Annotated in this window: 21 protein-coding genes; 7 read left to right on the forward strand and 14 right to left on the reverse strand. The window is 68.3% G+C overall.

The window, feature by feature from the left end:
• Positions 1-7 precede the first annotated feature (7 nt).
• Complete coding sequence (locus FEF15_RS05510; RefSeq protein WP_163558148.1) at positions 8-1,318, reverse strand: outer membrane protein transport protein; 1,311 nt, start codon at positions 1,316-1,318, stop codon at positions 8-10.
• Positions 1,319-1,598: 280 nt separating this feature from the next.
• On the opposite strand from FEF15_RS05510, the gene FEF15_RS05515 reads away from it, so the two are divergent.
• From FEF15_RS05515 to FEF15_RS05525, 3 genes are all read left to right on the forward strand, one after another.
• On the forward strand, positions 1,599-2,045 hold the full coding sequence (locus FEF15_RS05515) for a MerR family transcriptional regulator (RefSeq protein WP_163558149.1): 447 nt from the start codon (positions 1,599-1,601) through the stop codon (positions 2,043-2,045).
• A gap of 254 nt (positions 2,046-2,299) precedes the next feature.
• Positions 2,300-4,840, forward strand: a complete 2,541-nt coding sequence (locus FEF15_RS05520; RefSeq protein WP_205598481.1) for a heavy metal translocating P-type ATPase — start codon at positions 2,300-2,302, stop codon at positions 4,838-4,840.
• Between the two features lie 194 nt (positions 4,841-5,034).
• Positions 5,035-5,454, forward strand: a complete 420-nt coding sequence (locus FEF15_RS05525; RefSeq protein WP_163558150.1) for a VOC family protein — start codon at positions 5,035-5,037, stop codon at positions 5,452-5,454.
• Between the two features lie 8 nt (positions 5,455-5,462).
• On the opposite strand, the gene FEF15_RS05530 is transcribed toward FEF15_RS05525, so the two are convergent.
• The 11 genes from FEF15_RS05530 to ffh all read right to left on the reverse strand — a co-directional run bounded on the left by FEF15_RS05530 (position 5,463) and on the right by ffh (position 16,514).
• Positions 5,463-6,080 (reverse strand): YitT family protein, encoded by a 618-nt coding sequence (locus FEF15_RS05530; protein ID WP_163558151.1) that lies wholly within the window; start codon positions 6,078-6,080, stop codon positions 5,463-5,465.
• A 10-nt stretch (positions 6,081-6,090) separates the two neighbouring features.
• Positions 6,091-7,893: a DHHA1 domain-containing protein gene (locus FEF15_RS05535; protein ID WP_163558152.1), complete on the reverse strand. Its 1,803-nt coding sequence runs from the start codon at positions 7,891-7,893 to the stop codon at positions 6,091-6,093.
• 189 nt (positions 7,894-8,082) lie between these two features.
• Positions 8,083-9,471, reverse strand: coding sequence for a threonine synthase (thrC, locus tag FEF15_RS05540; RefSeq protein WP_163558153.1), 1,389 nt, complete (start codon positions 9,469-9,471; stop codon positions 8,083-8,085).
• Positions 9,472-9,474: 3 nt separating this feature from the next.
• Entirely contained in the window at positions 9,475-10,791 is a 1,317-nt protein-coding gene (locus FEF15_RS05545; protein ID WP_163558154.1) for a homoserine dehydrogenase, read from the reverse strand.
• A gap of 112 nt (positions 10,792-10,903) precedes the next feature.
• Positions 10,904-11,644: a DsbC family protein gene (locus FEF15_RS05550; RefSeq protein ID WP_163558155.1), complete on the reverse strand. Its 741-nt coding sequence runs from the start codon at positions 11,642-11,644 to the stop codon at positions 10,904-10,906.
• Between the two features lie 2 nt (positions 11,645-11,646).
• The gene (gene xerD / locus FEF15_RS05555) at positions 11,647-12,537 is read right to left on the reverse strand and encodes a site-specific tyrosine recombinase XerD (protein WP_163558184.1); all 891 of its coding nucleotides are present in this window, start codon (positions 12,535-12,537) and stop codon (positions 11,647-11,649) included.
• 111 nt (positions 12,538-12,648) lie between these two features.
• Positions 12,649-13,005: a 50S ribosomal protein L19 gene (gene rplS, locus FEF15_RS05560; protein ID WP_023005502.1), complete on the reverse strand. Its 357-nt coding sequence runs from the start codon at positions 13,003-13,005 to the stop codon at positions 12,649-12,651.
• Positions 13,006-13,162: 157 nt separating this feature from the next.
• Positions 13,163-13,927 carry a tRNA (guanosine(37)-N1)-methyltransferase TrmD gene (gene trmD / locus FEF15_RS05565; RefSeq protein WP_163558185.1) on the reverse strand — a complete coding sequence of 255 codons (765 nt, stop codon included), beginning with the start codon at positions 13,925-13,927 and terminating at the stop codon, positions 13,163-13,165.
• A gap of 35 nt (positions 13,928-13,962) precedes the next feature.
• Positions 13,963-14,520, reverse strand: coding sequence for a ribosome maturation factor RimM (rimM, locus tag FEF15_RS05570; RefSeq protein WP_163558156.1), 558 nt, complete (start codon positions 14,518-14,520; stop codon positions 13,963-13,965).
• 23 nt (positions 14,521-14,543) lie between these two features.
• Positions 14,544-14,792, reverse strand: a complete 249-nt coding sequence (rpsP, locus tag FEF15_RS05575; RefSeq protein WP_134844790.1) for a 30S ribosomal protein S16 — start codon at positions 14,790-14,792, stop codon at positions 14,544-14,546.
• Between the two features lie 294 nt (positions 14,793-15,086).
• Complete coding sequence (gene ffh / locus FEF15_RS05580) at positions 15,087-16,514, reverse strand: signal recognition particle protein (RefSeq protein ID WP_163558157.1); 1,428 nt, start codon at positions 16,512-16,514, stop codon at positions 15,087-15,089.
• A gap of 305 nt (positions 16,515-16,819) precedes the next feature.
• Between ffh and ccsA the strand changes: the two genes are divergently transcribed.
• On the forward strand, positions 16,820-17,620 hold the full coding sequence (gene ccsA / locus FEF15_RS05585) for a cytochrome c biogenesis protein CcsA (RefSeq protein WP_163558158.1): 801 nt from the start codon (positions 16,820-16,822) through the stop codon (positions 17,618-17,620).
• A gap of 112 nt (positions 17,621-17,732) precedes the next feature.
• Complete coding sequence (locus FEF15_RS05590) at positions 17,733-19,013, forward strand: HlyC/CorC family transporter (protein WP_163558159.1); 1,281 nt, start codon at positions 17,733-17,735, stop codon at positions 19,011-19,013.
• Positions 19,014-19,025: 12 nt separating this feature from the next.
• On the opposite strand, the gene FEF15_RS05595 is transcribed toward FEF15_RS05590, so the two are convergent.
• Positions 19,026-19,631, reverse strand: a complete 606-nt coding sequence (locus FEF15_RS05595; protein WP_163558160.1) for a TetR-like C-terminal domain-containing protein — start codon at positions 19,629-19,631, stop codon at positions 19,026-19,028.
• 212 nt (positions 19,632-19,843) lie between these two features.
• Between FEF15_RS05595 and FEF15_RS05600 the strand changes: the two genes are divergently transcribed.
• On the forward strand, positions 19,844-20,530 hold the full coding sequence (locus FEF15_RS05600; protein WP_163558161.1) for an SOS response-associated peptidase family protein: 687 nt from the start codon (positions 19,844-19,846) through the stop codon (positions 20,528-20,530).
• Positions 20,527-23,391, forward strand: coding sequence for an insulinase family protein (locus FEF15_RS05605; RefSeq protein ID WP_163558162.1), 2,865 nt, complete (start codon positions 20,527-20,529; stop codon positions 23,389-23,391). Before FEF15_RS05600 ends, FEF15_RS05605 begins: the two co-directional genes overlap by 4 nt.
• A gap of 87 nt (positions 23,392-23,478) precedes the next feature.
• On the opposite strand, the gene sbcB is transcribed toward FEF15_RS05605, so the two are convergent.
• Positions 23,479-24,969, reverse strand: a complete 1,491-nt coding sequence (sbcB, locus tag FEF15_RS05610; RefSeq protein WP_163558163.1) for an exodeoxyribonuclease I — start codon at positions 24,967-24,969, stop codon at positions 23,479-23,481.
• Positions 24,970-25,015 lie beyond the last annotated feature (46 nt).

Here is a 25,015-nt window from a genome sequence, read left to right on the forward strand (position 1 = left end):
CTCGCTGTCAGAAGCGATAGGTCAGCTGTGCACCGAAGGCGTGGGCCTCGTTCTTGTAGTCGGCGGAGTAAGTAGAAGTCACATCCCCACCAGGACCGCTATCCACCCGTTCCTGGCTCACAGTAGTGCTCCGCTCAGTCAGGTAGGAGTAGGCGAAGTCTAAAGTCAGGTTTTCGGTGGGTGTCCAACCTGCCCCCAGCGAGAAGATTCGGCGATCATCCGAGGGAATTCGCGCACTGCGGAACTCATCACTGGTCGGAGTATTATCGATGGTCACGCCGGCCCGCAGCGCCCACTGCGGATTGAGCTGGTATTCACCACCTGCGGCGAAGGCCCAGGCATTGGAGTAATCCTGCTCCTCCAAGGTGATGGGATCGCCGCTCGGATCATTTGGATCGACCACGCGGATCTCATCGAACCGTTCCCAACGTGTCCAGGAAGCCCCGAACATCATCTTGAACTTATCACTCATCTGCTGAGTGATGGAGAAGTTGATGTTTTCAGGAGTTGTTAAGTCTAGGCTGGCATCACTCTCACTTTGAACCATCCCTCCGACCGTGGCTTGAAAATCACCGGTCAAGGTGTAATCAACTTTGGAGCGATAGGTCAGGCCAAGTGTGGTTTCTGGTGCCGGTTGGAACAACACACCGAGGTTGTATCCCCAACCATCGTCGTCACCTTCCACCCGGGCATCAGCTTCCGCCGTTGCGGGGCCAGGAACAATTGTAGGCACTTGTCTATGCAGCTCCCCATCCACACGATTATAGGTAATGCCCGCACCCACCGACCACTGGTCGTTGAACCGATAAGAAACAGTCGGCTGGGCGCTCATCACCGTCAGTTGGGTGTAGTTGCCCAGGTTGCGGCCGATGAAGCCGTCTTCGTAGTCCGTCTCCGAGCCGAAGGGCGCATAAACACCGAACCCAAAGGCCAGCTTGTCGGTCACCGGCTGAGCATAGAAGGCAAAGGGAATGAATTTCCCAGGCACCATATCACCCTCAGCCGTTCCATCCACGGGCTGGGCCATACCTCCAGTTAGAACGCTGCTACGAGTCGCCTCGGCATTATCGATATCGCTACTGACGTTCAGGTAGGTGCCACCCGCCGTCACCTGGGCGCGATCGAGAAACAACATGCCCGCCGGGTTGCCGAAAACGATGGTGGCGTCGTTGACGTTGGAGCTGCGGCCGGCGTGACCATAGCCCTGGCCGCTGACGCTCTGCTCGTTGACCTGGTAGCCGCCCGCGTGGGCCTGGCCGGCGAAGGTGGCGGCGGCGATGGCCACGGCCCATGAAAGCTTGTTGAACTTGTTGTGCATGGTTTCGGGTTCCTCTTGCGCTGGCGCGGATCGTTATTCGGCCCTTGGCAGGACTCTCATGGCCTCAGTTGTCGCTTATCGGCCTTCGCGGATCAAGGGCAAACGTTCGTTTTAATACTCAAAAACCTAATACTTTAGTGGCAACCTTACCTAAGTCCTTGAAGCGCCGCTATCCGATGGCCCGCCGCAACCCCTGCTTCACGAGAGCGGGAACTCTTGACCTTTGCGTAACCCAAAGGTTTTACACTACCCGAAACTGTGAGCGACGAGATTCAACATCATGAAGGTCAACGAGCTGGCGCGGTGCACCGGGGTCACCGGCGAGACGGTGCGCCACTACACCCGCGAGGGGCTGCTGAACCCCGAGCGCGACCCGGACAACGGCTACCATCGCTACGACGAGACCGACCTCGAGCGGCTGCGCTTCATCCAGCGCGCCCGCACCCTGGGCTTCAGCGTGGCCGAGGTACGCGACATTCTCGCCCATGCCGACCACGGCGACTCACCCTGCCCCATGGTGCGCGACCTGCTGGCCGCCCGCCTGCCGGAGATCCGCGCCCGCATCCGCGAGCTCGAAGCCCTCGCCGAACGCATGGAGCAGGCACTCGATGCCTGGGCCGAGATGCCCGACGGCACGCCCGACGGCCACAGCCTGTGCCGGCTGATCGAGAGCTTTCCCGAACCGCTGCGAGACGACGAGGCGCGCCCCGCCAAGGAGGCCCAATGAACACCAGACGAGCACAGGTGCGCACCGTGCCCGGCATGAGCTGCCAGGGCTGCGTGAGCAATATGCGGCGCGCCATACAGGCGCGTGATCCGGAGGCCGACGTCATCGGCACGCCGGCCGAGAAGCGCCTCGAGGTCACGGCCACTCTCGATGCCGAGGCCCTTGACGGGTTGCTCAATGAGGCCGGCTATCCCCCCGAGGCGCCGCAAAGCCACGAAGCCCGCCGTCACCAGTTGACGCGCCAGATTCCCGGCATGAGCTGCCAGGGCTGCGTGAAGCGCATGCGCGAGGCGATCCAGGCCCGAGACGGCAAGGCCGAAGTGGTCGGCACCCCGGCCGAGAAGCGCCTGGACGTGACCACTGTCCTAGACGACGAGGCCCTCGATGCCGCCCTGAGCGAGGCTGGCTACCCCCCGAGCGACGGAGTGGCACCAACAGCGCCAACCGCAGCGGAGAGCACCGAGACCGCCACCGACAGCAGCACGGCTTCTGACACCGACGAGCCTGCCGAGGGGGTCACCACCCAGCGGCTGTCGATCAGCGGCATGACCTGTGCGAGCTGCGTGAAGAGCGTGCAGCAGGCGCTGGAACGCACGCCGGGCGTCGCCACGGCCGCCGTCAACTTCGGCACCCATACCGCCCAGGTCCACGGTAGCGCCGAGACCGACGCCCTGGTGGCGGCGGTCGAATCCGTGGGCTACAGCGCCGAGCCGATCCGCGACCTGCGCCAGGCCGAGCAGGCCCGTGCCGAAAAAGACGAGAAGACCTACCGCCAGCGTCTGCGCGGCAGCGCCTGGTCGCTGGCCCTGGCCATACCCTTGATGGCCAGCATGTTCGTCTACCACCCGCACCCGGTGGGCGGCGGTCGCCTCTACTGGCTGGTGATCGGTCTGCTGACGCTCGCCGTGCTGGTATGGCCGGGTCGCCACTTCTTCGTCAATGCCTGGAAAAACTTCAGGCACCACCAGGCCAACATGGACACCCTGATCGCCATGGGTACCGGCACTGCCTGGCTCTACTCCATGGCGGTAGTGGCCTTCGCCCCCTGGCTGCCCGAGGTGGCCCACGGCATCTACTTCGAGGCCTCGGCGATGGTCATCGGCCTGGTGCTGCTCGGCAACGCCCTGGAGCTCAGGGCGCGCGGCCGCACCAGCGAGGCGCTCAAGCGCCTGCTGGACCTGCAGAGCCGCACCGCCCGGGTGATCCGCGACGGTGAGGAGCGCGAGATCGACGTCGATGAAGTGCGCGAGAGCGACCGCATCCGGGTTCGCCCCGGCGAGCGCCTGCCGGTGGACGGCGTGGTGACCGAGGGGTCCAGCCACATCGACGAGTCGATGCTCACCGGCGAGCCCGTGCCCGTGACCAAGGGCGAGGACGACGAGGTGAGCGCCGGTACCGTCAACGGCAAGGGCGGCCTGGTCTACCGCGCCACCCGCGTCGGTGCCGACACCCGTCTGGGACAGATCACCGAGCAGGTGGCGCGCGCTCAGAACTCACGTCCGCCCATCGGCGAGCTGGCCGACAAGGTATCGAGCATCTTCGTGCCCTCGGTGATGATCATCGCCGTGGTCACGGCGCTGGCCTGGTTCAACTTCGGGGCAGAACCGCGGGTGATCCACATGCTGGTCACCGCCACCACGGTGCTGATCATCGCCTGCCCCTGCGCCCTGGGCCTGGCCACGCCGATCTCCACCATGATTGGCGTCGGCAAAGCCGCCGAGCACGGCGTGCTGGTGCGAAGCGGCGAGGCGCTGCAGACGGCGAGCCGGCTCACCACCCTGGTGGTGGACAAGACCGGCACCCTTACCGAGGGCAAGCCGCGGGTCACCGAGGCGCACTTTTTCTCTGGCGTAGGCCTCGACGGCGATGAGCGCCAGGTGCTGGGATGGGTGGCCTCCCTGGAGCGCGGCTCCGAGCATCCGCTGGCCGCGGCGCTGCTGGCGCACGCCGACGAGGCGGGCGCCGAGCCGACCGACGTCCGTGACTTCGAGAGTGTCACCGGCGGCGGGGTGAAGGCGACCACCCCCGACGGCACGCCGCTGCTGCTGGGCAACGCCCGGTTGCTGGAGGACGCCGGGGTCGACCTGGCGAGCGGCCGCGATATCGCCTCCCGGCTGGAGACGAAGGCGCGCACGGTGGTGTACCTCGCCGTCGACGGCCGGCTGGCCGCCCTGTTCGGCATCAGCGACCCGCTGCGTGGCGATGCCGCCTCCGCGATCAAGCGCCTGCAGGCCGACGGCCTCCGGGTCATCATGCTTACCGGCGACAACGCCCATACCGCCGCCGCCATCGCCAGCGAAGTGGGTATCGACGACTATCGCGCCGGCCTCAGGCCCGAGGACAAGCACGCCGAGATCGAGCGGCGGCAGCAGGCCGGCGAGGTGGTCGGCATGGTGGGCGACGGCATCAACGACGCCCCGGCGCTGGCCCGCGCCAGTGTGGGCTTCGCCATCGGCCAGGGCACCGACGTGGCCATCGAGAGCGCCGGCATCACGCTGATGCGCGGCTCGCTGCATGGCGTTGCAGACGCCATCGAGATCAGCCGCCTGACACTTGCCAACATCAAGCAGAACCTGGTGGGTGCCTTCGGCTACAACGTACTGTGCATCCCCATCGCCGCCGGCGTGCTCTATCCGGTCACCGGCATGCTGCTCTCGCCGATGATCGCCGGGGCGGCCATGTCGCTCTCCTCGATCACCGTGGTCAGCAACGCCAACCGGCTGCGCCTCAAGCGCCCGCCGGGGGCCGCTCGCCCCGACGAGGCCGCGCCACAACCACAGGAGGCCAAGGCATGAGCTGGATCGTCAACTTCGCCGGACTCGCCCTGATCGCCGCCATCGTCTGGTGGTTCTGGGTAGCTGACTGAGTGGGGCCGCCGAGGTGGGGCCGCCGAGGTGGGGCCAGGGAGAGTCGCCGAATAGCGGCCCGGGCATGGGGCGACTCGCCAGGCTGCTAGGCTAAGAGCCAAGAGCCCGTCAGGAGAACGACCATGCCCAAGCTCAATGGCGTGCTGGAGACCGCGCTCTACGTGGAAGACATGGACCGGGCGCGGATCTTCTTCGAAGGCGTGATGGGTCTCGAGCCCTTCAACGCCGATCACCGCTTCACCGCCTACGATGTCGGTGCCAGCACGGTCCTGCTGCTGTTCCTCCAGGGCGAGACACTGGAAACCGTCCACCTGCCCGACGGCATGGGCACCATTCCGCCCCACGACGGCAAGGGGCGGGTGCACATGGCCTTCGCTATCGCCGAAAGCGAACTGCCCGCCTGGGAGCGCCAGCTCGAGGATCACGGCATTGCCGTCGAGGGCCGCACCCACTGGCCCAGAGGCGGGGAAAGCGTCTATTTCCGCGACCCGGATGGCCACCTGCTGGAGTTGGCCACGCCTGGCGTCTGGCCCACCTATTGACGAATCGCCTAGGAAACCCCCATATAGCGGCCGGGCTTGTGATTCAGCGCAATGATCAGGTTGAGCGCCAAGGCCCCCAGCACCGAGAGGCCCACCCGCTCGGGGGGTAGCACCAGGAACGCGGCAAGCATGATGGCCGCGTCGATCCCCAACTGCACATAGCCTGCACGCCAGCCATAGCGTTCCTGCAGGTAGAGCACCAGGATATTGACCCCGCCCAGGCTCGCGCGGTGGCGAAACAGGATCAGCATGCCGATACCGATCAGGCTACCGCCCATCAGCGCGGCATAGAGCGGATTGAGGCTGTCGAACGCCACCCACCGACCGCTCAGCTCGGAGAACAGCGATACCAGGCCGATGGCGACGAAGGTGCGCAGCGTGAACGAGACGCCCATGCGCCGAATCGCCAGCCAGTAGAACGGCAGGTTGATGAGGAAGAACCATACCCCGAAGCGCCAGCCGCTGGCGTACTGCAGCAGGAAGGCCAGGCCGGCGGTGCTGCCGGTGAGCAGCAGCGCCTGGGTGTAGAAGGTGACGCCGAGCGCCACGAAGAGCGTGCCCACCAGCAGCGCCAGCACGTCCTCGTACGACCGGTGGGGGTCGGTGGGCAAGTCCTGCGGATCCATCGACTATTCCTTATTTTACAGGCTCAGCATGTTCGATCATCAGCTGCAGGCTCTCTCTTCCCCGCCAGCGATTGCGGGTGAGCCGGAAGGCGCAGCACAGCCGTGCGCCCACCTCGAAGCCGGGCAACTCACCGGGTGTGAGCGCCCGGAACCAGATGGCGCGGTGGCTGGCGCTGCCGGCAGAGAGCTCCAGCATCAGGTGCGTGCCGTCCGCCCCCACCACACGCAGGTTCTCGACAAGAAACTCGCCCTCGAAGAGCGGCGCATCGAACTCCCGGCCGTAGGGCCCCAGCGCCTCGAGTTCGGCCAGGGTGGCCAGATCGAGCTGGGCGGCAGTGAGTTCGCCATCGGTGAGGATGCGCGGCCCCAGCTCGACGCCGACCAACTGCTCGCCCACTGCCTGCCGGAAGGCGGCACGAAACGCGTCCAGTTGCTCGTGGGGCACGCCGACGCCGGCGGCACCGCGATGGCCTCCGAAGCGCGGCAGCGCCTCGGGGGCGAGCTCGAAGGTACGCTGCAGGGCGTCGCGAAGGTGCAGAGCCTCGATGGAGCGCCCCGAGCCGGTGAGCATGCCCGGGGCAGCGGCCGGGGTGAGCACCAATGCCGGGCGCCCATAGGCCTGCACCAGGCGCGAGGCGACGATGCCCTGCACACCCGGGTGGCCATCCTCGAGGAACACCACGAGAACCGGCTCGTCGGCGGCCAGTGCCGGCAGGGCCAGGGCCTTGGCCTCCTCGGCCATCTCCGCCTCGATCGCCTTGCGCGACTGGTTGTCCTGGTCGAGGGTCTCGAGGTGTCGGGCCGCCACGGCGTCGTCGGCGGCCAACATGAAATGCAGCGCTGCGTAGGGGTCGTCCAGGCGCGAGCGCGCGTTGATGCGCGGCCCCATCTGGAAGGCCAGGGTCTCGGCGTCGAAGGGCACGCTGTCCTCGCCGAGACGCGCCGCCATGGTGCGCCAGCAGGCGGCCTCCATACGGTTGATCAGAGTGAGGCCGTGGCTGACCACAGCGCGGTTGGCGGGGCTTGCCCCCAGCGACACGCAGTCGGCCACCGTGCCCAGCGCCACGTAGGAGAGCCAGGGCGACAGCTTGGGCGTGGCCGAGGGTAGTGCCCCCCACTCGATCAGCACCTGGCGCGACAGCGACATCACCAGCCACGCCACCATGCAGCCGGCGATGGTGGCGTCGGGATAGGTGCAGTCGTCACGGGTGGGGTTGACGCAGGCAAACGCCGAGGCCGGCGGCCCTTCCAGCGGCAGGGCGTGGTGGTCGCTTACCACCACGTCGATGCCGGAGGCACAAAGGCGCGCGATGCGCGGTTCGTCGCTGCTACCGCAGTCGGCGGTGATCACCAGGCTCGGCCGCGGCTCGAGCGCGAGCGTGCGCTCCACCAGCGGCAGGCTGATGCCGTAGCCGTCATGGATGCGGTGGCCGATCAGGCTGTGCAGCTTCGCCTCCGGCACGCCGAAGAGTTCCACCAGGGTGCGCCGAATCACCACGTGGGAGGTGATGCCGTCGACGTCGTAATCGGTGAGGATGCCGATATGCTCGCCGTCGACCACGGCCCGGGCGATGCGCTCGGCGGCACGGCGGCCGTCGGCCAGGCGCTCGGGGTGCTCGAGGTAGCGCAGGCTGGGCGAGACCAGCGGCGCGAGGTCGCCCTCATAGGCGACCAGGCGCCCGGCCAGCACCCGCGCCTGGAGCTCGGTGAGCCCCTCCTGGCGCGCGCGGGCATAGAGCGCCGCGTTGCGCGGCCGCGGCAGCAGCCGCGGCTTGAGTCGGGCGTGCAGGTCGGGCGGGACAATCACGTCCACGCGTGGCTCCTCTGGTTCGCTTCCATTGGTGCACGGCGATGGGAACGCCGTGCCGAGCGAAGGGCGCCGGGGACAGGCCGAAGAAGGGGTCTTTTGCCATGGATGGCAAAAGTAGCGCCCAGGGAGGGGTTCACAGCGCCCCCTCGTAGGCCTGTCCGCCGGATCAGCCCTGAGTGGGCAGGCTACCGCCTACCGCCGATTCTCCGCGACGAACTTCTGCACCTCGGCCAGCTCGGCCGGCAGCACCGTGTAGCGCTCCTCGCGCTCCAGCAGATCATCCATGTGCGGCGGCAGCGGCACGCCCGGGAAGCCGGCCTTGACCACCGCCTCGGCGAACTTGGCCGGATGCGCAGTGGCCAGGGTGATCATCGGCGTCGCGGTATCGGTGCGCGCCTGCTCGGCGGCACGGTAGCCGGTGGCGGTGTGCGGGTCGAGGATCTCCTGGGTGCGGTGGTGCGCCTCGCGAATCACCTCGAGGATGGTGGTGTCATCCACACTGTGGCTGGCGAACTTGTCGCGCAACTTGGCCAGCGGCGCCTCGGCGAGTGCCGTGGGCTCGGCCTGGAAGCGCTCGAGCAGCGACGCCACGGCGGCCCCATCGCGCTCGTAGGCCTCGAACAGCAGCCGCTCGAAATTGGACGACACCACGATGTCCATGGAGGGGGCGAGCGTGGCGACCAGCTCCCGCTTGGAGAAGTCGTTGTCGGCCAGCGTGCGGTGCAGGATGTCGTTGGCATTGGTGGCGATGACGAACTGCTTGACCGGCAGCCCCGCGCGATACGCCATGTAGCCAGCGAAGACGTTGCCGAAGTTGGCCGAGGGCACGCAGAAACTCACCTGACGATGCGGCGAACCCAGCGCCACACCAGCGGCCACGTAGTAGACGATCTGGGCCATGATGCGTGCCCAGTTGATGGAGTTTACCGCCACCAGGCGCGTGCCGTTCAGAAACGCCTGGTCGGCGAAACTCGCCTTGACCATCGCCTGGGCGTCGTCGAAATTGCCCTCGATGGCGACATTGAAGACGTTGTCGGCGAGCACCGTGGTCATCTGGCGGCGCTGCACCTCCGAAACCCGGTTGTGCGGATGCAGGATGAAGATGTCGAGGTTGTCGCAGTGGCGACACCCCTCGATGGCCGCCGAGCCGGTGTCGCCGGAGGTGGCACCCATGATCACCGCACGCTCGCCGCGCTTGGCCAGGAAGTGGTCGAGAATCCGCCCCAGCAGCTGCAGGGCGACGTCCTTGAAGGCCAGCGTCGGCCCGTGGAAGAGCTCGAGCAGGAAGTGGTTGGCGTCGAGCTGGTTGAGCGGCACCACGGCGTCGTGGCTGAAGGTCGAATAGGCGTCGTGCACGAGGGCACGGAACGTCTCGTCATCGATCTCGCCGTTGACGTAGGGTTTCATCACCCGAAAGGCGATCTCGGCATACGACAGCCCGGCCATGGCGGCCAGGTCGTCGCGGGAGAGCGTCGGAATGCTCTCCGGCACGTAGAGGCCACCGTCGCTGGCCATGCCGGTGAGCACGACTTCCTCGAAAGAGAGCGCGGGCGCCTGCCCGCGGGTGCTGATGTAGCGCATGGGTTATTCCTGCTCGTCGAGGCTTTCGACGCGGATGCGCGTCACCGAGCCGGCGATATCGGCCATCGACTCGATCTGGCGAATCGCCTCGTTCATGTGCTTCTCGCGACAGCAGTGGGTGAGCAGGATGATCGGCACCAGCTCGCCCTCGGTCGCCTCCTTCTGCACCAGCGCCTCGATGGAGATGCCCTGCTCGGAGAGAATGGTGGCCACCCGTGCCAGCACCCCGGGGCGGTCCACCGCCAGCAGGCGCAGGTAATAGGCGGTGACGATGTCTTCCATGGGCAGGATCGGCTGGCTGCCTTCACCCTCGCCGATACCGCTGAACGCCAGGTAGGGCACCCGGTAGTGGTGGTCAGTGGTAATGTCGCGGGCCACGTCGAGCAGGTCGGCGACCACCGCCGAGGCGGTGGGCTCGGCGCCGGCGCCGGCGCCGTAGTAGAGGGTCGGGCCCACGGCGTCGCCCATGATGGCGATGGCGTTCTTGACGCCATGCACATTGGCCAGCAGCCGCTCCTTGGGAATCAGCGTCGGGTGCACGCGCAGCTCGAGGCCGGCGTCGGTGCGCTTGGAGATGCCCAGGTGCTTGATCACGTAGCCCAGGTTGTCGGCCTGCTCGACATCGTCGAACGTCACCCGCGAGATGCCCTCGGTGTAGGCCTTCTCGAACTGCAGCGGCACGCCGTAGGCGATGGAGGCGAGGATGGTCAGCTTGTGGGCCGCGTCGATGCCCTCGACGTCGAAGGTCGGGTCCGCCTCGGCGTAGCCCAGCGCCTGGGCCTCGGCCAGAACATCCTCGAAGGCGCGTCCCTCGCTGCGCATGTGGGTGAGGATGTAGTTGCCGGTGCCGTTGATGATGCCCGCCACCCACTCGATGCGATTGGCGCCGAGCCCCTCGCGCAGCGACTTGATCACCGGAATGCCGCCGGCCACGGCAGCCTCGAAGGCGACGATCACACCCTTTTCATGGGCGGCCTGGAAGATCTCGTTGCCGTGCACGGCGATCAGCGCCTTGTTGGCGGTGACCACGTGCTTGCCGTTGGCGATCGCGGTCAGCACCAGCTCGCGGGCCACGTCGTAGCCGCCGACCAGTTCCACCAGCACATCCACGTCGGGATTGCGTGCCACCTCGTAGATGTCGGTGGTGGTCTTGATGCCGGTGAGGTCGCACTCCGGGTTGAGGCTACGGTGCGCGACCTGTTCGACGACGATCGGCCGGCCCGCTCGCCGGGCGATGTCGTCGGCGTTGCGCATCAGCACGTTGAAGGTACCGCCCCCGACGGTCCCCAGACCACAGATTCCCACTCTCACCGGTTTCACTGTCCTGCTCCCCTGATCGTTGCGTGTCCAGCTCGTTGGCGTCGCGAAGGGCGTGGCAGCGGCTCTCGCCGGCCGCCCTTGCATCGATGGCGTCAATGGCACGTTGTCGCGCTCAGTCGTCCAGGCCGAGCATGCCGGCCAGGCGTTCGGCGGGCACATAGCCCGGCACCAGTCGCCCGTCCGGCAGCACGATCGCCGGCGTGCCCTGCACCCCGAGCTCCAGCCCCAGATGATACTGTGCCTCGACCGGATTGTCGCAGTCCGTGCCGTTTTCCAGCCCCTCGCCGCGCTTGGCGGTGGTCATGGCCTCGGCCGGGTTGTCGGCGCACCACACCTGCTCGAGCAGCCGTGCACCCTGGGTATTCATGCCGGTGCGCGGGAAGGCCAGGTAGTGCACCTCGATGCCCAGCTCGTTGAGTCGGGGCACCTCCTCGTGGAACTGCCGGCAGTAGGGGCAGGTGGTGTCGGTGAAGACGACCACTTCGGCGCGGGTCTCGGCGGTGCCGCGAAACACCACCCGCTCGCTCTCGGGCACCTCGGCAAGCCGCGCGGCGCGCTCGGAGTTGCGGGTCTGCTCGGTGAGATTGACCAAGCCCTGTTCACCGTTCGCGTAGAGATCCCCCACCAGGAAGTACTCCCCGGCGGCATCGCTGTAGAAGGTCTCACCGCTCTCCAGGTGCACTTCGAAGAACCCCTCCAGCGGGGTCTCGCGGATGCTGGCCACCGGCATGGATTGACCACGCACCTCGAGGCGTTCGGCCAGACGCTCGGCGTCGTCGGCCTGGGCGGCCAGGGGCAGTGTCAGGCAGAAGGCCAGCAGGGCAGCGGAGAAACGCAAGGGTGAATCGGTCATGGTCAGCCTCGAGGATGGTGTTCGGCGTGCAGGGCTTCGAGTCGCGCCTGGGCGACATGCGTATAGATCTGGGTCGTCGAGAGATCGCTGTGACCCAGTAACAGCTGTACGACACGCAGGTTGGCCCCATGATTCAACAGGTGCGTGGCGAAGGCGTGGCGCAGGGTGTGCGGCGACAGCGGCCGGGTGATCCCGGCGGTTCGCGCATGGGCCTTGATGCGGTGCCAGAAGGCCTGGCGCGTCAGGCTGGCACCCCCGCGGCCGGGAAAGAGCGCCGGGCGTGTGGGGTCGTCCATCAGGGCGCCACGCGCCGTGCGCAGGTAACGCGTGAGCCAGTGTACGGCCTCCTCGCCCAGCGGGACCAGCCGGTCCTTGTCGCCCTTGCCGCGCACCCGCACTACGCCCTGGCGCAGGTTGACGGCCTCCACCGTCAGGCCCACCAGCTCCGAGACCCGCAGCCCGCAGCCGTAGAGCACCTCGAGCATGGCCCGGTCGCGCAGGCCCAGGTCGGTCGCCAAATCGGGCGCAGCCAGCAGCCGCTCGACCTCGGCCTCCTCCAGGGTATCCGGCAGCGCCGGCCTCACCCGAGGCAGGCGCACCTCGGCCAGGGGGTCGCAGGCGATACGCCCCTCGACGAGCGCCCAGCGGTAGAAGCGGCGCAGGCTCGAGAGCAGCCGGGCGTTGCTGGCCAGCCGGTAGCCGGCGGCACGGCGCGCGTCGATCCAGGCCGGCAGCGTCGCCGCCCCCGGGGCGAGCAGCCCGGCACCCACCTCGGCAAGGTGCGCAGCCCAAGCTATCAGGTCGTGGCGATAGGCGGCCAGGGTGTGCTCGCTCGCCCCCTGCTCGAGCCACAGGGCATCGAGGAAGGCATCGATCAGATCGCTATCGGCCATTGGGCTCATGGCGGGCTCCCGAAGACGCCCCCATGCAACAGGACCCCGCCCCGCGCGAGCGGTAACGGGGTCCTGTCAGGCGCCGCGGGGCGCGCCGTCAAGCGGCCGGACTCAGGCCAGCTTTTCCTTGATGCGGGCGGACTTGCCGCTGCGCTCGCGGAGGTAGTAGAGCTTGGCCTGGCGCACGTCGCCGCGACGCTTGACGCTGATGGAGTCGACCAGCGGGCTGTAGGTCTGGAAGGTGCGCTCGACGCCCACCCCGTGGGAGATCTTGCGCACGGTGAAGGCGGAGTTCAGGCCGCGATTGCGCTTGCCGATCACCACGCCCTCGAAGGCCTGGAGACGCTCGCGGTTGCCCTCCTTGACCTTGACCTGGACGACCACGGTGTCGCCCGGGGCGAAGGCCGGGACTTCCTTGCTCATCTGCTCGGCTTCGAGCGCCTGGATCACCTTGTTCTTGCTGCTCATGACTATGACTCCTTGATAACTGGATCCGCCGATCGTCTTGGTTGCCGGCGGATCGTGATCCCGGCGCCCGAGTCGAGACTCGAGAGCGCGGGAGCGTCGTTGGTGACACGGGGCCGCCGCCTCAGGGGCGTTCTGCGTCCCGCACCTCCGCCCTGACCTACTGATTGGTGATCAGCGCGTATTCCTCGATGAACTCCGCGAGCAACGTGCGCTGCTCACTGCTCAACGCCCTGCCTTCCAGCAGGTCGGGGCGCCTCAGCCAGGTCCGCCCCAGGGACTGCTTCAACCGCCAGCGCCGGATGGCGCCGTGGTTGCCGCTGAGCAGGACCTCCGGCACGCCCCGCCCGTCGATCACCTCGGGGCGGGTGTAGTGCGGGCAGTCCAGCAGCCCCGCGTTGAAAGAGTCCTCGACCGCGGAATCCTGGTGCCCGAGCACACCGGGTACCAGCCTGGCCGCGGCATCGATCAGCACCATGGCCGGCAGCTCGCCGCCGCTGAGCACATAGTCGCCGATCGACCACTCTTCATCGATGTCGGTTTCCACGACCCGCTCATCGATGCCTTCGTAGCGTCCGGCCACCACCACCAAGGGCGGCCCCGACGCCAGGTCCTGCACGCCGCGCTGGTCCAGCCGTCGCCCCTGGGGCGACAGGTAGACCACCCGCGGGCGCTGGCCGGTGGCCTCGGCCGCCCGCTGCCGGGCGGCGTGGATGGCCGCACGCAGGGTGTCGACCTTCATCAGCATCCCGGGGCCGCCGCCGTAGGGGCGGTCGTCCACGGTGCGATGGCGGTCGGTGGCATAGTCGCGCGGGTTCCAGAACTCCAGCGCGATGCGCCCCTTCTCTACCGCCCGCCCGGTGACGCCGTGACGGCTGACCGCCTCGAACATCTCCGGAAAGAGCGAGACGACGCCGACCCACAGGCCCGGCTGCGCGACCCTCGACAGCTCGTCGTCGCTCAAAATGCCGGATCCCACTCGACCGTCATGCGGCCCGCCTCGGGCTCCACCGCGACGATCACCTCGTCGGGGAGGAAGGGCAACAGCCGTTCGCGATCGTCGATGGCCGCCGGCTCGCCGTCGGGGTCGCCTTTTACCACCAGAACGTCGTTGGCGCCGGTCTCGAACAGGTACTGCACCTGGCCGAGCACCGCACCGTCGCGGGTCACCACCGTCAAACCCTCGAGCTCGTGCCAGTAGTAGTCGCCGCGCGGCAACTCGGGCAGCGCCGACTTGGGCAGCAGGATCTCGGCGCCGGCCAGCGCCTCGGCGGCCTCGCGGGTGTCGCAGCCCTCAAGCCGGGCCACCAGACCCTTGCCATGGCGGCGCCCCTGGGCCAGGCGGTAGCGCTGCAGGCTCTCGCCCTGGCGCACCACCCACTCGGCGTAGTCGAGGATGCCTTCCATGGGGCTGGTGTGGGAATAGACCTTGAGCCAGCCCTTGACACCGTAGGGACTGGTCAGCTTGCCCAGCACCACGTGCTCGTCCGCCTCGTGGCGTTCGGCCTGCGCACTCATCTTGCCACCCCGACGCGGCAGGCTCAGGCCTGCTTGCGGGCTTCCTTGACCAGCTCGGCCACGCGGGCGGAGAGCTGGGCACCCTGCTCCTGCCAGTGGGCGATGCGGTCGAGGTCGACGCGCAGACGCTCTTCGCCGCCGCGGGCGATGGGGTTGAAGAAGCCCAGGCGCTCGATGAAGCGGCCGTCGCGGGCGTTGCGTGAATCGGTCACGGTCAGGTGGTAGAAGGGACGCTTCTTGGCGCCACCACGTGCCAGACGAATGGTAACCATGGCGTTGTCTGTCCTTCGGTTGAGGTTACGTTGAGTACCGATGTGCCGGTTTCGGCAAAACGGCCGGTTGCCTCGGCAGCCGGCTCGGAGAGCGGGCCTCGCCCGCTGTCGCGTTGTTCGGTGCTGTCCTGGTGCAGCCGGGCCGTGGCCACGGTCCTGCCATGAAGACGCAGCATTCTACGGAAATCCGCCGCGCTTGGGAACCTTTTTCCGGGCCTGCCTAAAGCAATCCGGTGGGCGTGTCACTCGCGGCGCCACCGGCGCCGCTGCGCGCCCCCCGCGGGCACCCCGACCTTACCGCCAGGGGAAACCGCCTGGGCCGCCCATGCCCCCGGGACCACCCGGACCGCCCGGGCCGCCCGGGCCGCCCGGGCCGCCACCGCCCATCATGCCGGACATGCCGCGCATCATCTTCTGCATGCCGCCCTTCTTGCCCGCCTTCTTCATCATCTTCTGCATCTGCTTGTGCTGCTTGAGCAGACGGTTGAGATCGGGCACCTGCAGGCCGGCACCGGCGGCGATGCGGCGCTTGCGCGAGCCGTTGATGATCTCCGGGCGCCGCCGCTCCTGGGGCGTCATGGAGTTGATCAGCGCCTCGAGCTTGCCGAGCTCTTTCTCGGGGCCGGGCCCCTGGGCCATCTCGGCCATCTGCCCCATGCCCGGCAGCTTGCCCATCAGGCCGCCCATGCCACCCATCTTCTTGAGCTGCTGGAGCTGGTCGCGGAAATCCTCGAGGTCGAAGCCCTGGCCCTTCTTGACCTTCTTGGCGAGCTTCTCGGCCTTGCCCTTGTCGACGGTGCGCTCGGCCTCCTCGATCAGCGACAGCACGTCGCCCATGCCGAGGATGCGCGAGGCGACGCGGTCCGGGTGGAAGGGCTCCAGGGCATCGACCTTCTCGCCCACGCCCATGAACTTGATCGGCTTGCCGGTGACGTGGCGCACCGAGAGCGCCGCCCCGCCGCGGGCGTCGCCGTCGGCCTTGGTGAGGATCACCCCGGTCAGCGGCAGCGCGTCGCTGAAGGCCTTGGCGGTGTTGGCGGCGTCCTGGCCGGTCATGGCGTCAACCACGAACAGCGTCTCCTGGGGCGAGACCGCCTTATGCAGCGCCTGGATCTCGGCCATCATCGCCTCGTCGATGGCCAGCCGGCCGGCGGTATCGACGAGCACCACGTCATGGAACTGAATCTTGGCGTGCTGGATCGCCCCCTCGGCGATCGCCACCGGCTTCTGGTCGCTGCGCGACGGGAAGAAATCGACCTCCACTTCGCGGGCGAGCGTCTCGAGCTGGTCGATGGCCGCCGGGCGATAGACGTCGGCGGAGACCACCAGCACCTTCTTCTTCTCGCGCTCGCGGAGGTAGCGCGCGAGCTTCGCCACCGAGGTGGTCTTGCCCGCGCCCTGCAGGCCGGCCATCAGCACCACCGCGGGCGAGCCCTTGAGATCGAGCCCTTCGTTGGCCTCGCCCATGACCGCCTCGAGCTCCTGCTGGACGATCTTGACGAACTGCTGACCCGGCGAGAGGCTCTTGGACACTTCCTGGCCCACCGCCCGCTCGCGCACGCGCTCGATGAAAGCCTTGACCACCGGCAGGGCGACGTCGGCTTCGAGCAGGGCGCGGCGCACCTCGCGCAGGGTCTCCTTGATGTTGTCCTCGGTCAGGCGCGCCTGACCCTTGATGGACTTGAGCGTCTGCGACAGGCGCTCGCTGAGGTTCTGGAACATGGGCCTCTCCGGCGACGGTACTGGCAGGCGGTCGAGCGACACGGGACGTCGACAGGGTGACTGCGACGATCCACCGCAGCGAACCGGGCCTGCCCTGCCCGCAAAGCGGTGACACGGCAAGGTTGTGGCAGCCCGGGGCTGCCTGTGGCCGGCAATTATACGCGCTGTGACCGCCAGTCTCCATGCACGGCGGCGTCATCGCTGTGCGACGGCGAGCGGATTGGGTATAGTAGCCCCGGCTACGCCATATCCCCATTTCGAGATGCACTGACGCCGGCAACGGCGCACGGCACGGACGGCAACTGATGCAGGCGCTTCCACTGGCCATCATGGCTTTCGTTCTCTACCTGGGTGCCGCCTCCTGGCAGGGGCTCACGCTGCTGCGGCGCGTGCCGCCGCGCGCTGCCTTGGTGCGCGCCCTGGGCCTGATGGGGCTGCTCTTCCACGTTCCGGTGGCCGCCCAGCTGCTCGGTCAAAGTCCGGGCCTGCTGCCCGGTCTCTCGGCCAGCGCGGTCATCGTCACCGCCCTCATGGTATTCCTGCTGCTTACCGTGAGCCTGGCCAAGCCGGTGCTCAACGTCGCCGTGGGACTCTTCCCGCTCTCCGGCGTGGCGCTACTGGTGGCCGTGGGCCTGCCGAGCCCGGCGGGGGGCAGCGGGTTGACCCCGGGCATCGCCCTGCATGCAATCAGCTCGGCACTGGCCTTCGGCGTGCTGGTGATCGCCGCCATGCAGGCCGTGCTGCTGGGGGTGCAGAACCAGGCGCTGCGCCACCACCACACCCGCGGTGTCGTCCAGGCGCTGCCGCCGCTGACCACCATGGAGCGCGTGCTCTTCGAGCTGATCTGGGCGGGCATGGCGCTGCTCACGCTGTCGATTGCCAGCGGCTTCGCCTTCCTCGACAGCATGTTCGCCCAGCACCTGGCCCACAAGACCATCTTGTCGCTGGCCGCCTGGGTGATCTTCGCCATCCTGCTGATCAGCCACCACGTGCTGGGCTGGCGCGGCATGCGCGCCGTGCGCTGGACGCTGGGCGGCTGCGCCGTGCTGCTGCTCGCCTACTTCGGCAGCAAGTTCGTCCTGGAAGTCCTCCTGCAGCGCAGCTAATGCACCTTGCCCGGGGGCGGCTCACTGTCAGACCTGCCGCGGAAGTCGCCTTGACACTCCGGAACCGAACCCCTACAACACGGGGCTGACACGCCTGTGAGGATCCTTCGACTTGAGCGACGACTTCCCGCTGGGATTGCTATTCGGCCTGCTTGTTCTGCTCATCTGTCTGTCCGCCTTCTTCTCCAGCTCCGAGACCGGCATGATGTCCATCAACCGTTATCGCCTGAGCCATCAGGCGAACAGCGGTGAACGCCCCGCCAAGCGTGTGCTGCGCCTGCTGGCCCGGCCCGACCGTCTGATCGGCGTGATCCTGATCGGCAACAACCTGGTCAACAACCTGGCCGCGGCCATTGCCACGGTGCTGGCCATCCACTTCTTCGGCGAGGTCACCGGACCCGCCATCGCCCCGCTGATCCTCACCATCGTGATCCTGATCTTCGCCGAGGTGAGCCCCAAGACCTATGCGGCGATCAAGCCGGAGCGCATCGCCTACCCCGCCTCCCTGGTGCTCGAGCCGCTGCTCAAGCTGCTCTATCCTCTGGTGTGGCTGGTCAACGCCCTCTCCAACGGCCTGCTGCGCCTGATCGGCGTCAGAAGCATCGACGGCGGCGCCGATCACCTGACCCGCGACGAACTGCGCACCGTGGTCCACGAGGCGGGCACGCTCATCCCCCACCGCCACCAGGCGATGCTGCTGTCGATCCTCGACCTGGAGAACGTCACCGTCAACGACATCATGGTGCCGCGCCACGAGGTGGTGGGCATCGACCTGGACGATGACCTCGACGACATCCTGGTTCAGATCCGCACCAGCCAGCACACCCGGATGCCGATCTACAAGGGCGACATCAATAACATCATCGGCATGCTGCACCTGCGCAACGCGGCGCGCTTCCTGTCGCGCCCCGAGGTGACCAAGGCGGCCATCGTCCAGGAGGCGCGCGAGCCCTACTTCATTCCCGAGTCGACGCCGCTGCATACCCAGCTGCTCAATTTCCAGAAGCAGAAGCGCCGCATCGGCATCGTAGTGGACGAGTACGGCGACGTGGAGGGCCTGGTGACCCTGGAGGACATCCTCGAGGAGATCGTCGGCGAGTTCACCACCGACATGGCCAGCCAGGATCAGGAGATTCACCGCCAGGACGACGGCAGTCACGTCATCGAGGGCACCGCCACCATTCGCGACATCAACCGCATGCTTGGCTGGCAGCTGCCCACCGACGGCCCCAAGACGCTCAACGGGCTGATCCTCGAGCACCTGGAGTCGTTCCCCGACGGCGCTGCCTGCCTGCAGATCGGCAGCGTGCGCATGGAGATTCTCGAGGTGCGCGACAACCTGATCACCGCCGCGCGCTGCTGGCAGGCGCTGCAGCGCCGCAAGCCTGCCTAGGGATGACGCGGTTCAGCCGCGCTGGCGCAGACCGTCCAGGATGGTGATCAGCAACTGATCGATGAGCTCCCCCACCTCGAGCTGCTGACCCTGCCAGTAGCCCAGGCGCTCGTTGAGACCGAGCTGCACCAGCCCGTGCACGCTGCCCCACAAGGTGCGACTCAGCCGCCGCGCCTCCAGATCGTCCAGTGCCGGCTGGTACTCCTTGAGCGTCACCTCGACGCGCACGAAGAGCGCCTCGATCATGTCGGACTGGCGCTGGTCCAGCTCGCCCTCCTGGGCCAGCGGGTAGTCGAAGAGCATCTGCCAGCGATAGGGCTCGCGCTGGGCAAACTGCCAGTAGGCCAGGGCCAGCCCCTTGAGGCGCGACTCGGGCCCGGCGTCTTCCAGCGGGGCGATCACATCGCGCAGCATGTCCAGGGTCTGCAGGTTCACGTGTTGCAGCAGGTTGCCGAAACTGCCGTAAAGCTTGAGCAGGGTGCTGGGGGCACACCCCACCTCGCGAGCCAGGGCACGCAGTGACAGCGCGTGGACGGGATTGTCCTGCAGCCAGGCGTCGCAGGCGGTCATGACCTGGGCATGGAGCGCTTCGGGCGCATGCTGTCGGGGACGGGCCATGGGGTTCCTCGCCGAGTGGAAAGTGGCGAACGCCCTGCGGGCGCCCGGTAGGGAACGCCCTGCGGGCGCCCGGTAGGATAGAATAGCGCACATCGAACACTGTTTTCGAGCCTCGTGACGCCCCGTCGGCGACCCCGACTGCCCTTTTCACGTCGCCCTTTTCACGCCACGGCGTCTCGGCTACCCTGAGCGCTCCGTCACCCGGAGGCGCCATGGCCGGTCGCCTGTACGTTCCCCCGCTCGAGCCCGCGCGGCTGCTGCCCGGTCTGCGCGGCCTCGATGCCCCACGCCACTCGCCCAACCTGGCGCCCCGCCGCCCGCTGTCGATGCTGCGCCACGAACAGGGCGAGACCTGCCTGACCGATGCCTTCTGGGGCCTCACCCCGCCCTGGCTGCAGGTGCTCGACCACGCGCCCCACTGCGCCCGCGCCGAATCGCTCGCCTCGCGCCCCATGTTTCGCGAGGCATTTTCCGCGCGGCGCTGCCTGGTGCCGGTGGGCGGCGTCTACCTGTGGAAGCCGCAGCCGCGCTTCAAGCAGCCGTTCCTGGTGGTCGGGGTCGACCGCGCGCCGCTGCTGCTGGCCGGGCTGTGGTGTCGCTTCCACACGACCCTCACCGCCTACACCGACTCCCTGGCGCTGATCACGGTCGCCGCCAACGCCCTGCTCGCCCCCCTCGGCGACCGCCTGCCGGCGATCATCCCGGCCGCGGCGGCGAAGCGCTGGCTCGACCCCGAGACGCCACAGGCGGAAGCTCACTCTCTGCTTGTGACCCCACCGGAGGAACTGTTGGGCGCTTTTCCGGTATCAAGACGAGTGAACGATCCCGCGAACCAGGACCCGGCCTGCGCGCATCCCACGGGACCCATGCTGCGCCGGCCGCGCGATCAGGAGAGATGATGCTCATCGCCACCGCTTTTCGACCCAGCCGCCGGGTATTCGGCCTGGGCCTCGCCGGCCTGCTCGGCCTGGCACCGGCCGGCGCCATCGCCGAGCCGCCCAGCAGCGCGTCCGAGGACGTCGCCGAGGTCACCGCACCGCGCGTCAGCCCCCACGACAGCCGCGACTACCGGGTGCTGACCTTGGAGAATGGCCTCACCGCCCTGCTGGTCAGCGACCCCGAGGCCGACCGCGCCGCCGCCTCGATGAACGTGGGCGTGGGCAGCGCCCAGGACCCGGAGGACCTGGCCGGCCTGGCCCACTTCCTGGAGCACATGCTGTTCCTCGGCACCGAGCCCTACCCCGAGGCCGACGCCTACCAGGCCTACATCCGCCGCCACGGCGGCAACCACAACGCCTTCACCGCCCCCCAGGACACCAACTACTTCTTCGACGTCGACCCCGAGGCGCTGCCCGGCGCCCTGGACCGCTTCAGCGCCTTCTTCGTCTCGCCACTGTTCAATGCCGACCAGCTGGAAAGCGAGCGCAACATCGTGCACTCCGAGTACATGGCGCGCATCCGTGACGACGGGCGCCGCGAGAACGACGTGCTCAACCAGGTACTCAACCCCGACAACCCCACGGTGGGCTTCTCGGTGGGCAGCCGCGAGACGCTGGCGGAGCGCTCCGCCAGCGAGCCGACGCTGCGCGAGGGGGTAATCGCCTTCTACGAGCGCTACTACGACGCCGACGTCATGCACCTGGCGGTGATCGGCCCCCAGCCCCTCGAACAGCTGGAGCGCCTGGTGGCGGAGCGCTTCGCGGCCATCGAGGAGGGCGATGCGCAGCGTCCGGTGATCGAGGCACCACTGGTCGACGAGGCCCAGCTGCCGCGCTACCTGGAGATGCAGTCGGTGCGCGACAGCCGCCAGGTACGCTTTTTCTTCCCGATTCCCGACCCCACCGACGAGTATCGCCTCAAGCCGGCGGACTATCTGGCGCACCTGCTCGGGCATGAGGGTGAAGGCAGCCTGCTCGCCGTGCTGCGCGAGGCGGGCCTGGCCGACGGCCTCTCCGCCGGCGTCACCCGGGGCGACGGCCGCCATGCGCTGTTCTCGGTGAACGTGAGTCTGACCCGTGACGGCGCCGAGCGCCTCGCCACCATCGAGGCCACGCTGTTCGAGGCCATCGAACGCATTCGCGAGTCCGGCCTGGACGCCTGGCGCTACGACGAGCAGGCGACGCTCGCCGAGCAGGAGTTTCGCTTCCAGCAGCACGGCTCGCCCCTGGAGGGGGCCATGCGCCTGGCCATGAACCTGGCCCACTTCCCTGTCGAGGACGTGCAGTACGCCCCCTACCGCATGGACGGCTTCGACCGCGAACGCATCGCCGACTACCTCGCCCGTCTCACCCCGGAGCATCTGATCCGCCTCTACAGCGGCCCGGAGGTCGAGGGCAACCAGACCTCGCCCTGGTTCGACGCCCCCTGGCGGGACGTCACCCAGGCGGTCACGGCCGACGCTGAGCCCCTGGCCGGCCTCGCCCTGCCCGAGCCCAACCCCTTCATCGCCGAGGACCTGACCCTGCTCGACGTCGCCGACGAGCGCCCCCGGCAGCTGATCGACGAGTCGGCCTTCGCGCTGTGGCACAAGGCGGACAGCACCTTCGACACCCCCAAGGTGGAGTGGCGCCTGGGCCTGCACCACCCCGATGCCAGCGCTAGCGCGCGCCAGGCCGCCCTCTCGCACCTGCTGGCCGGCTGGCTCAGCGACAGCCTCAACGAGCGCTTCTACCCGGCCCGTCTCGCCGGCCACCACTTCAACCCCTATGCGCATGCGCGCGGCCTGACCCTGGCCTTCGCCGGCTGGCGCGACCGCCAGGCCAGGGTGATCGACGAGGCGCTCTCGCAGCTCCAGGAGGGCGAGATCGACGCGGCCAGCTTCGAGCGGGTGCGCTACCGCCAGCAGCGCAGCTGGCGCAACGCGCCTCAGGCCGCGCTCTACCGCCAGGGGCATCGCATCCTGGGCGATGTGCTGGTACGCCCCAGCTGGGCGCCCCATGCCCTGCTGGAAGCGAGCCGTGAGCTCACCCTGGCCGATCTGCGCGACTACCGTGACGCCTTCCTTGGCGCGCTGCGCCTGGAAGCCATGGCCGTGGGCAACCTCGACGCCGACCTGGCGCGCCGGCTTGCCGAACAGGCGGCCGCCAGCCTGGCGCCGACGCTCGCCCGCGAGGCGATCCCCGAGCTCACGCCGCTGCGCGCCGAGGACGCACTGCCGCCCCTGCATCCCCGCAGCAGCCGCGAAGAGTCGCTGGTGCTGCGCTACCTGCAGGGCGAGGATCGCTCCCTGGACGCCCAGGCGCGACTGGCCGTGCTCGGGCAGCTCATCAACACGCCCTTCTACCACCGCCTGCGCACCCAGGAGCAGCTCGGCTACGTGGTCAACGCCAGCTACTCGCCGCTGCTCGACGCTCCGGGGCTCAGCCTGATCGTGCAGTCGCCGGACACGCCGAGCGAGACCATCGCCGAACACATCGACGCCTTCCTCGACGGCTTCGGCGAGCGGCTCGCCTCGCTGGACGAGTCCGACCTGGCCACCCACCGCCAGGCGGTGCACGACGAGCTGCTCCAGCGCGACACCAGCCTGTCGGGGCGCGCCGACCGCCTGTGGCGGGCTCTCTCCTACGGCGATACCGACTTCGATCGCCGCGAGAAGCTCGCCGCGCGGGTGCTCGAGGTCACGCCCGAGGCGCTGCAGGCGACCTGGCGCGCGCTGCGGGAGAGCCCCGCGGTGAACGTCACCTTCGACCCGGGCGACGAGCCCAGCGACGTCGAGGCCCTGTCCCAGCGGCTGAAGCCGCTGCCCGAGGGCGGCGACTGAGCCACGCGGCAAGCGCCCAACGGCAAGCGCCCAACGGCAAGCGCCCGGCCATAGGCCGGGCGCTGTCGTCTCGGAACCCCTTGCTCCTCACCCGAAGGCTTGCGGCGGCAGTATCGCCTCCACGTGCATCACCAGCTCCTCGAGCAGCTGTCGGTCGCGCTCGTCGAGGGAGCCCTGGTTGAGCCGCTCGATCTCGCGGGCGAAGGCCTTGAGGGTGAAACCCGCCAGCGCCGGGTCGTTGAGGCGCTCCCAGCGGAAGGCTTCCCAGCGTGCCTGCTCCTCGCCGGTGAGGGTTTCGGGGTAGCTGCGCGCCCGATAGCGGAAGAGCATCTCCTCGAGCCGCGGGTCCTGGAAGGCAAAGTGTGCCTCGACCAGGTCCCAGGGGTCGGTATCGCGCACGCGCTGCATCTGCGCACGGTCCGCGGGGGAGAAGAAGCCGCCCGAGTAGAGCATCAGGTCCGGGTCCCGAGGCCCTTCCGGCGGCGGCTCGGCGAACACCGTCGCCGCCTTGCGGGCCACGTCGTCGTCGCGGCTGAGCATCTGCCAGTGGCGACGGCAGGCATCGAGGTCGAGACCCAGGCGCTCGACGATCGCGCCGTACTCGCCGCGGCGCGGCCCATCCACGTCCTTCAACGCCGCGGAGGGCAGCACCACCGGGCTGCGATTGATGTGCACGACCTTGAGCGGCACCCGCTCCTCGCCCTCGGCCAGGTCATCGCCACTGACGAAGACGCGCTGGCGAATCTGCTCGGCGTCGAGACTGAGCAGCGGCTGAGGGTCCACCGAGAGGTCGTAGACGATCACCCCGTTGGGGTTGGTCGGATGTTCGGCGAGCGGCATCACCAGGGCGCTGCAGCCGCGGCTCGCCGGGTAGCGCCGCGAAATGTGCAGTATCGGCTTGCGGGCGACCACGTCGAGGCGCTTGGCCACCTCGCGCTTGCGACGCAGGCCGAGCAGGTGATCGAAGAGCTTGGCATTGCGGCTGCGCAGCAGCCGCGCCAGGGCGATGGTGGCGCGCACATCGGCCAGGGCATCGTGGGCACCGGCGTGCTCGATGTCGTTGGCGGTGGTGAGGTCTTCGAGGCGGAAGCTCGGCGCCCCGTCGTCGCGCTTGGGCCATACGATGCCCTCGGGGCGCAGGGCGTGGAAGGCGCGCACCGCGTCGATCAGGTCCCAGCGCGAGTTGCCGTTCTGCCACTCCCGCGAGTAGGGGTCGAGCAGGTTGCGGTAGAAGAGGTGGCGGCTCACCTCGTCGTCGAAACGCAGGCTGTTGTAGCCCAGCGCGCAGGTGCCGGGCTCGCTCATCAGCGCATGCACGGCGCCGGCAAACTCTGCCTCGGGCAGGCCGCGGCGGCGCGCCTGCTGCGGGGTGATGCCAGTGATCAGGCAGGCCTGCGGGTGCGGCAGGTAATCATCGGCCGGCTTGCAGAACCATTCCACCGGCTCGCCGATCTCCTGGAAGTCGGCATCGGTGCGGATGGCGGCGAACTGCGCGGGGCGATCGCGCCGTGGGTCGGCCCCGAAGGTCTCGTAGTCGTGCCACAGAAAGGTCAGGGGGGCGGCATCGGGCTTCGCCATGCGAAGGCTCTCCTGCTCGGCTCGCAAAGCGCCCAGCCTAGCACAG

It is taken from the genome of Halomonas sp. NO4 (assembly GCF_010994375.1).
Classification (GTDB): Bacteria; Pseudomonadota; Gammaproteobacteria; order Pseudomonadales; family Halomonadaceae; genus Halomonas.

What these genes read in the sequence shown, in the direction of transcription:
- FEF15_RS05510 (WP_163558148.1), bottom strand. Translation starts at nt 1,318, where the DNA reads ATGCACAACAAGTTCAACAAGCTTTCATGGGCCGTGGCCATCGCCGCC.
- FEF15_RS05515 (WP_163558149.1), top strand. Translation starts at nt 1,599, where the DNA reads ATGAAGGTCAACGAGCTGGCGCGGTGCACCGGGGTCACCGGCGAGACG.
- FEF15_RS05520 (WP_205598481.1), top strand. Translation starts at nt 2,300, where the DNA reads ATGAGCTGCCAGGGCTGCGTGAAGCGCATGCGCGAGGCGATCCAGGCC.
- FEF15_RS05525 (WP_163558150.1), top strand. Translation starts at nt 5,035, where the DNA reads ATGCCCAAGCTCAATGGCGTGCTGGAGACCGCGCTCTACGTGGAAGAC.
- FEF15_RS05530 (WP_163558151.1), bottom strand. Translation starts at nt 6,080, where the DNA reads ATGGATCCGCAGGACTTGCCCACCGACCCCCACCGGTCGTACGAGGAC.
- thrC (WP_163558153.1), bottom strand. Translation starts at nt 9,471, where the DNA reads ATGCGCTACATCAGCACCCGCGGGCAGGCGCCCGCGCTCTCTTTCGAG.
- FEF15_RS05550 (WP_163558155.1), bottom strand. Translation starts at nt 11,644, where the DNA reads ATGACCGATTCACCCTTGCGTTTCTCCGCTGCCCTGCTGGCCTTCTGC.
- xerD (WP_163558184.1), bottom strand. Translation starts at nt 12,537, where the DNA reads ATGGCCGATAGCGATCTGATCGATGCCTTCCTCGATGCCCTGTGGCTC.
- rplS (WP_023005502.1), bottom strand. Translation starts at nt 13,005, where the DNA reads ATGAGCAGCAAGAACAAGGTGATCCAGGCGCTCGAAGCCGAGCAGATG.
- rimM (WP_163558156.1), bottom strand. Translation starts at nt 14,520, where the DNA reads ATGAGTGCGCAGGCCGAACGCCACGAGGCGGACGAGCACGTGGTGCTG.
- rpsP (WP_134844790.1), bottom strand. Translation starts at nt 14,792, where the DNA reads ATGGTTACCATTCGTCTGGCACGTGGTGGCGCCAAGAAGCGTCCCTTC.
- ffh (WP_163558157.1), bottom strand. Translation starts at nt 16,514, where the DNA reads ATGTTCCAGAACCTCAGCGAGCGCCTGTCGCAGACGCTCAAGTCCATC.
- ccsA (WP_163558158.1), top strand. Translation starts at nt 16,820, where the DNA reads ATGCAGGCGCTTCCACTGGCCATCATGGCTTTCGTTCTCTACCTGGGT.
- FEF15_RS05595 (WP_163558160.1), bottom strand. Translation starts at nt 19,631, where the DNA reads ATGGCCCGTCCCCGACAGCATGCGCCCGAAGCGCTCCATGCCCAGGTC.
- FEF15_RS05600 (WP_163558161.1), top strand. Translation starts at nt 19,844, where the DNA reads ATGGCCGGTCGCCTGTACGTTCCCCCGCTCGAGCCCGCGCGGCTGCTG.
- FEF15_RS05605 (WP_163558162.1), top strand. Translation starts at nt 20,527, where the DNA reads ATGATGCTCATCGCCACCGCTTTTCGACCCAGCCGCCGGGTATTCGGC.
- sbcB (WP_163558163.1), bottom strand. Translation starts at nt 24,969, where the DNA reads ATGGCGAAGCCCGATGCCGCCCCCCTGACCTTTCTGTGGCACGACTAC.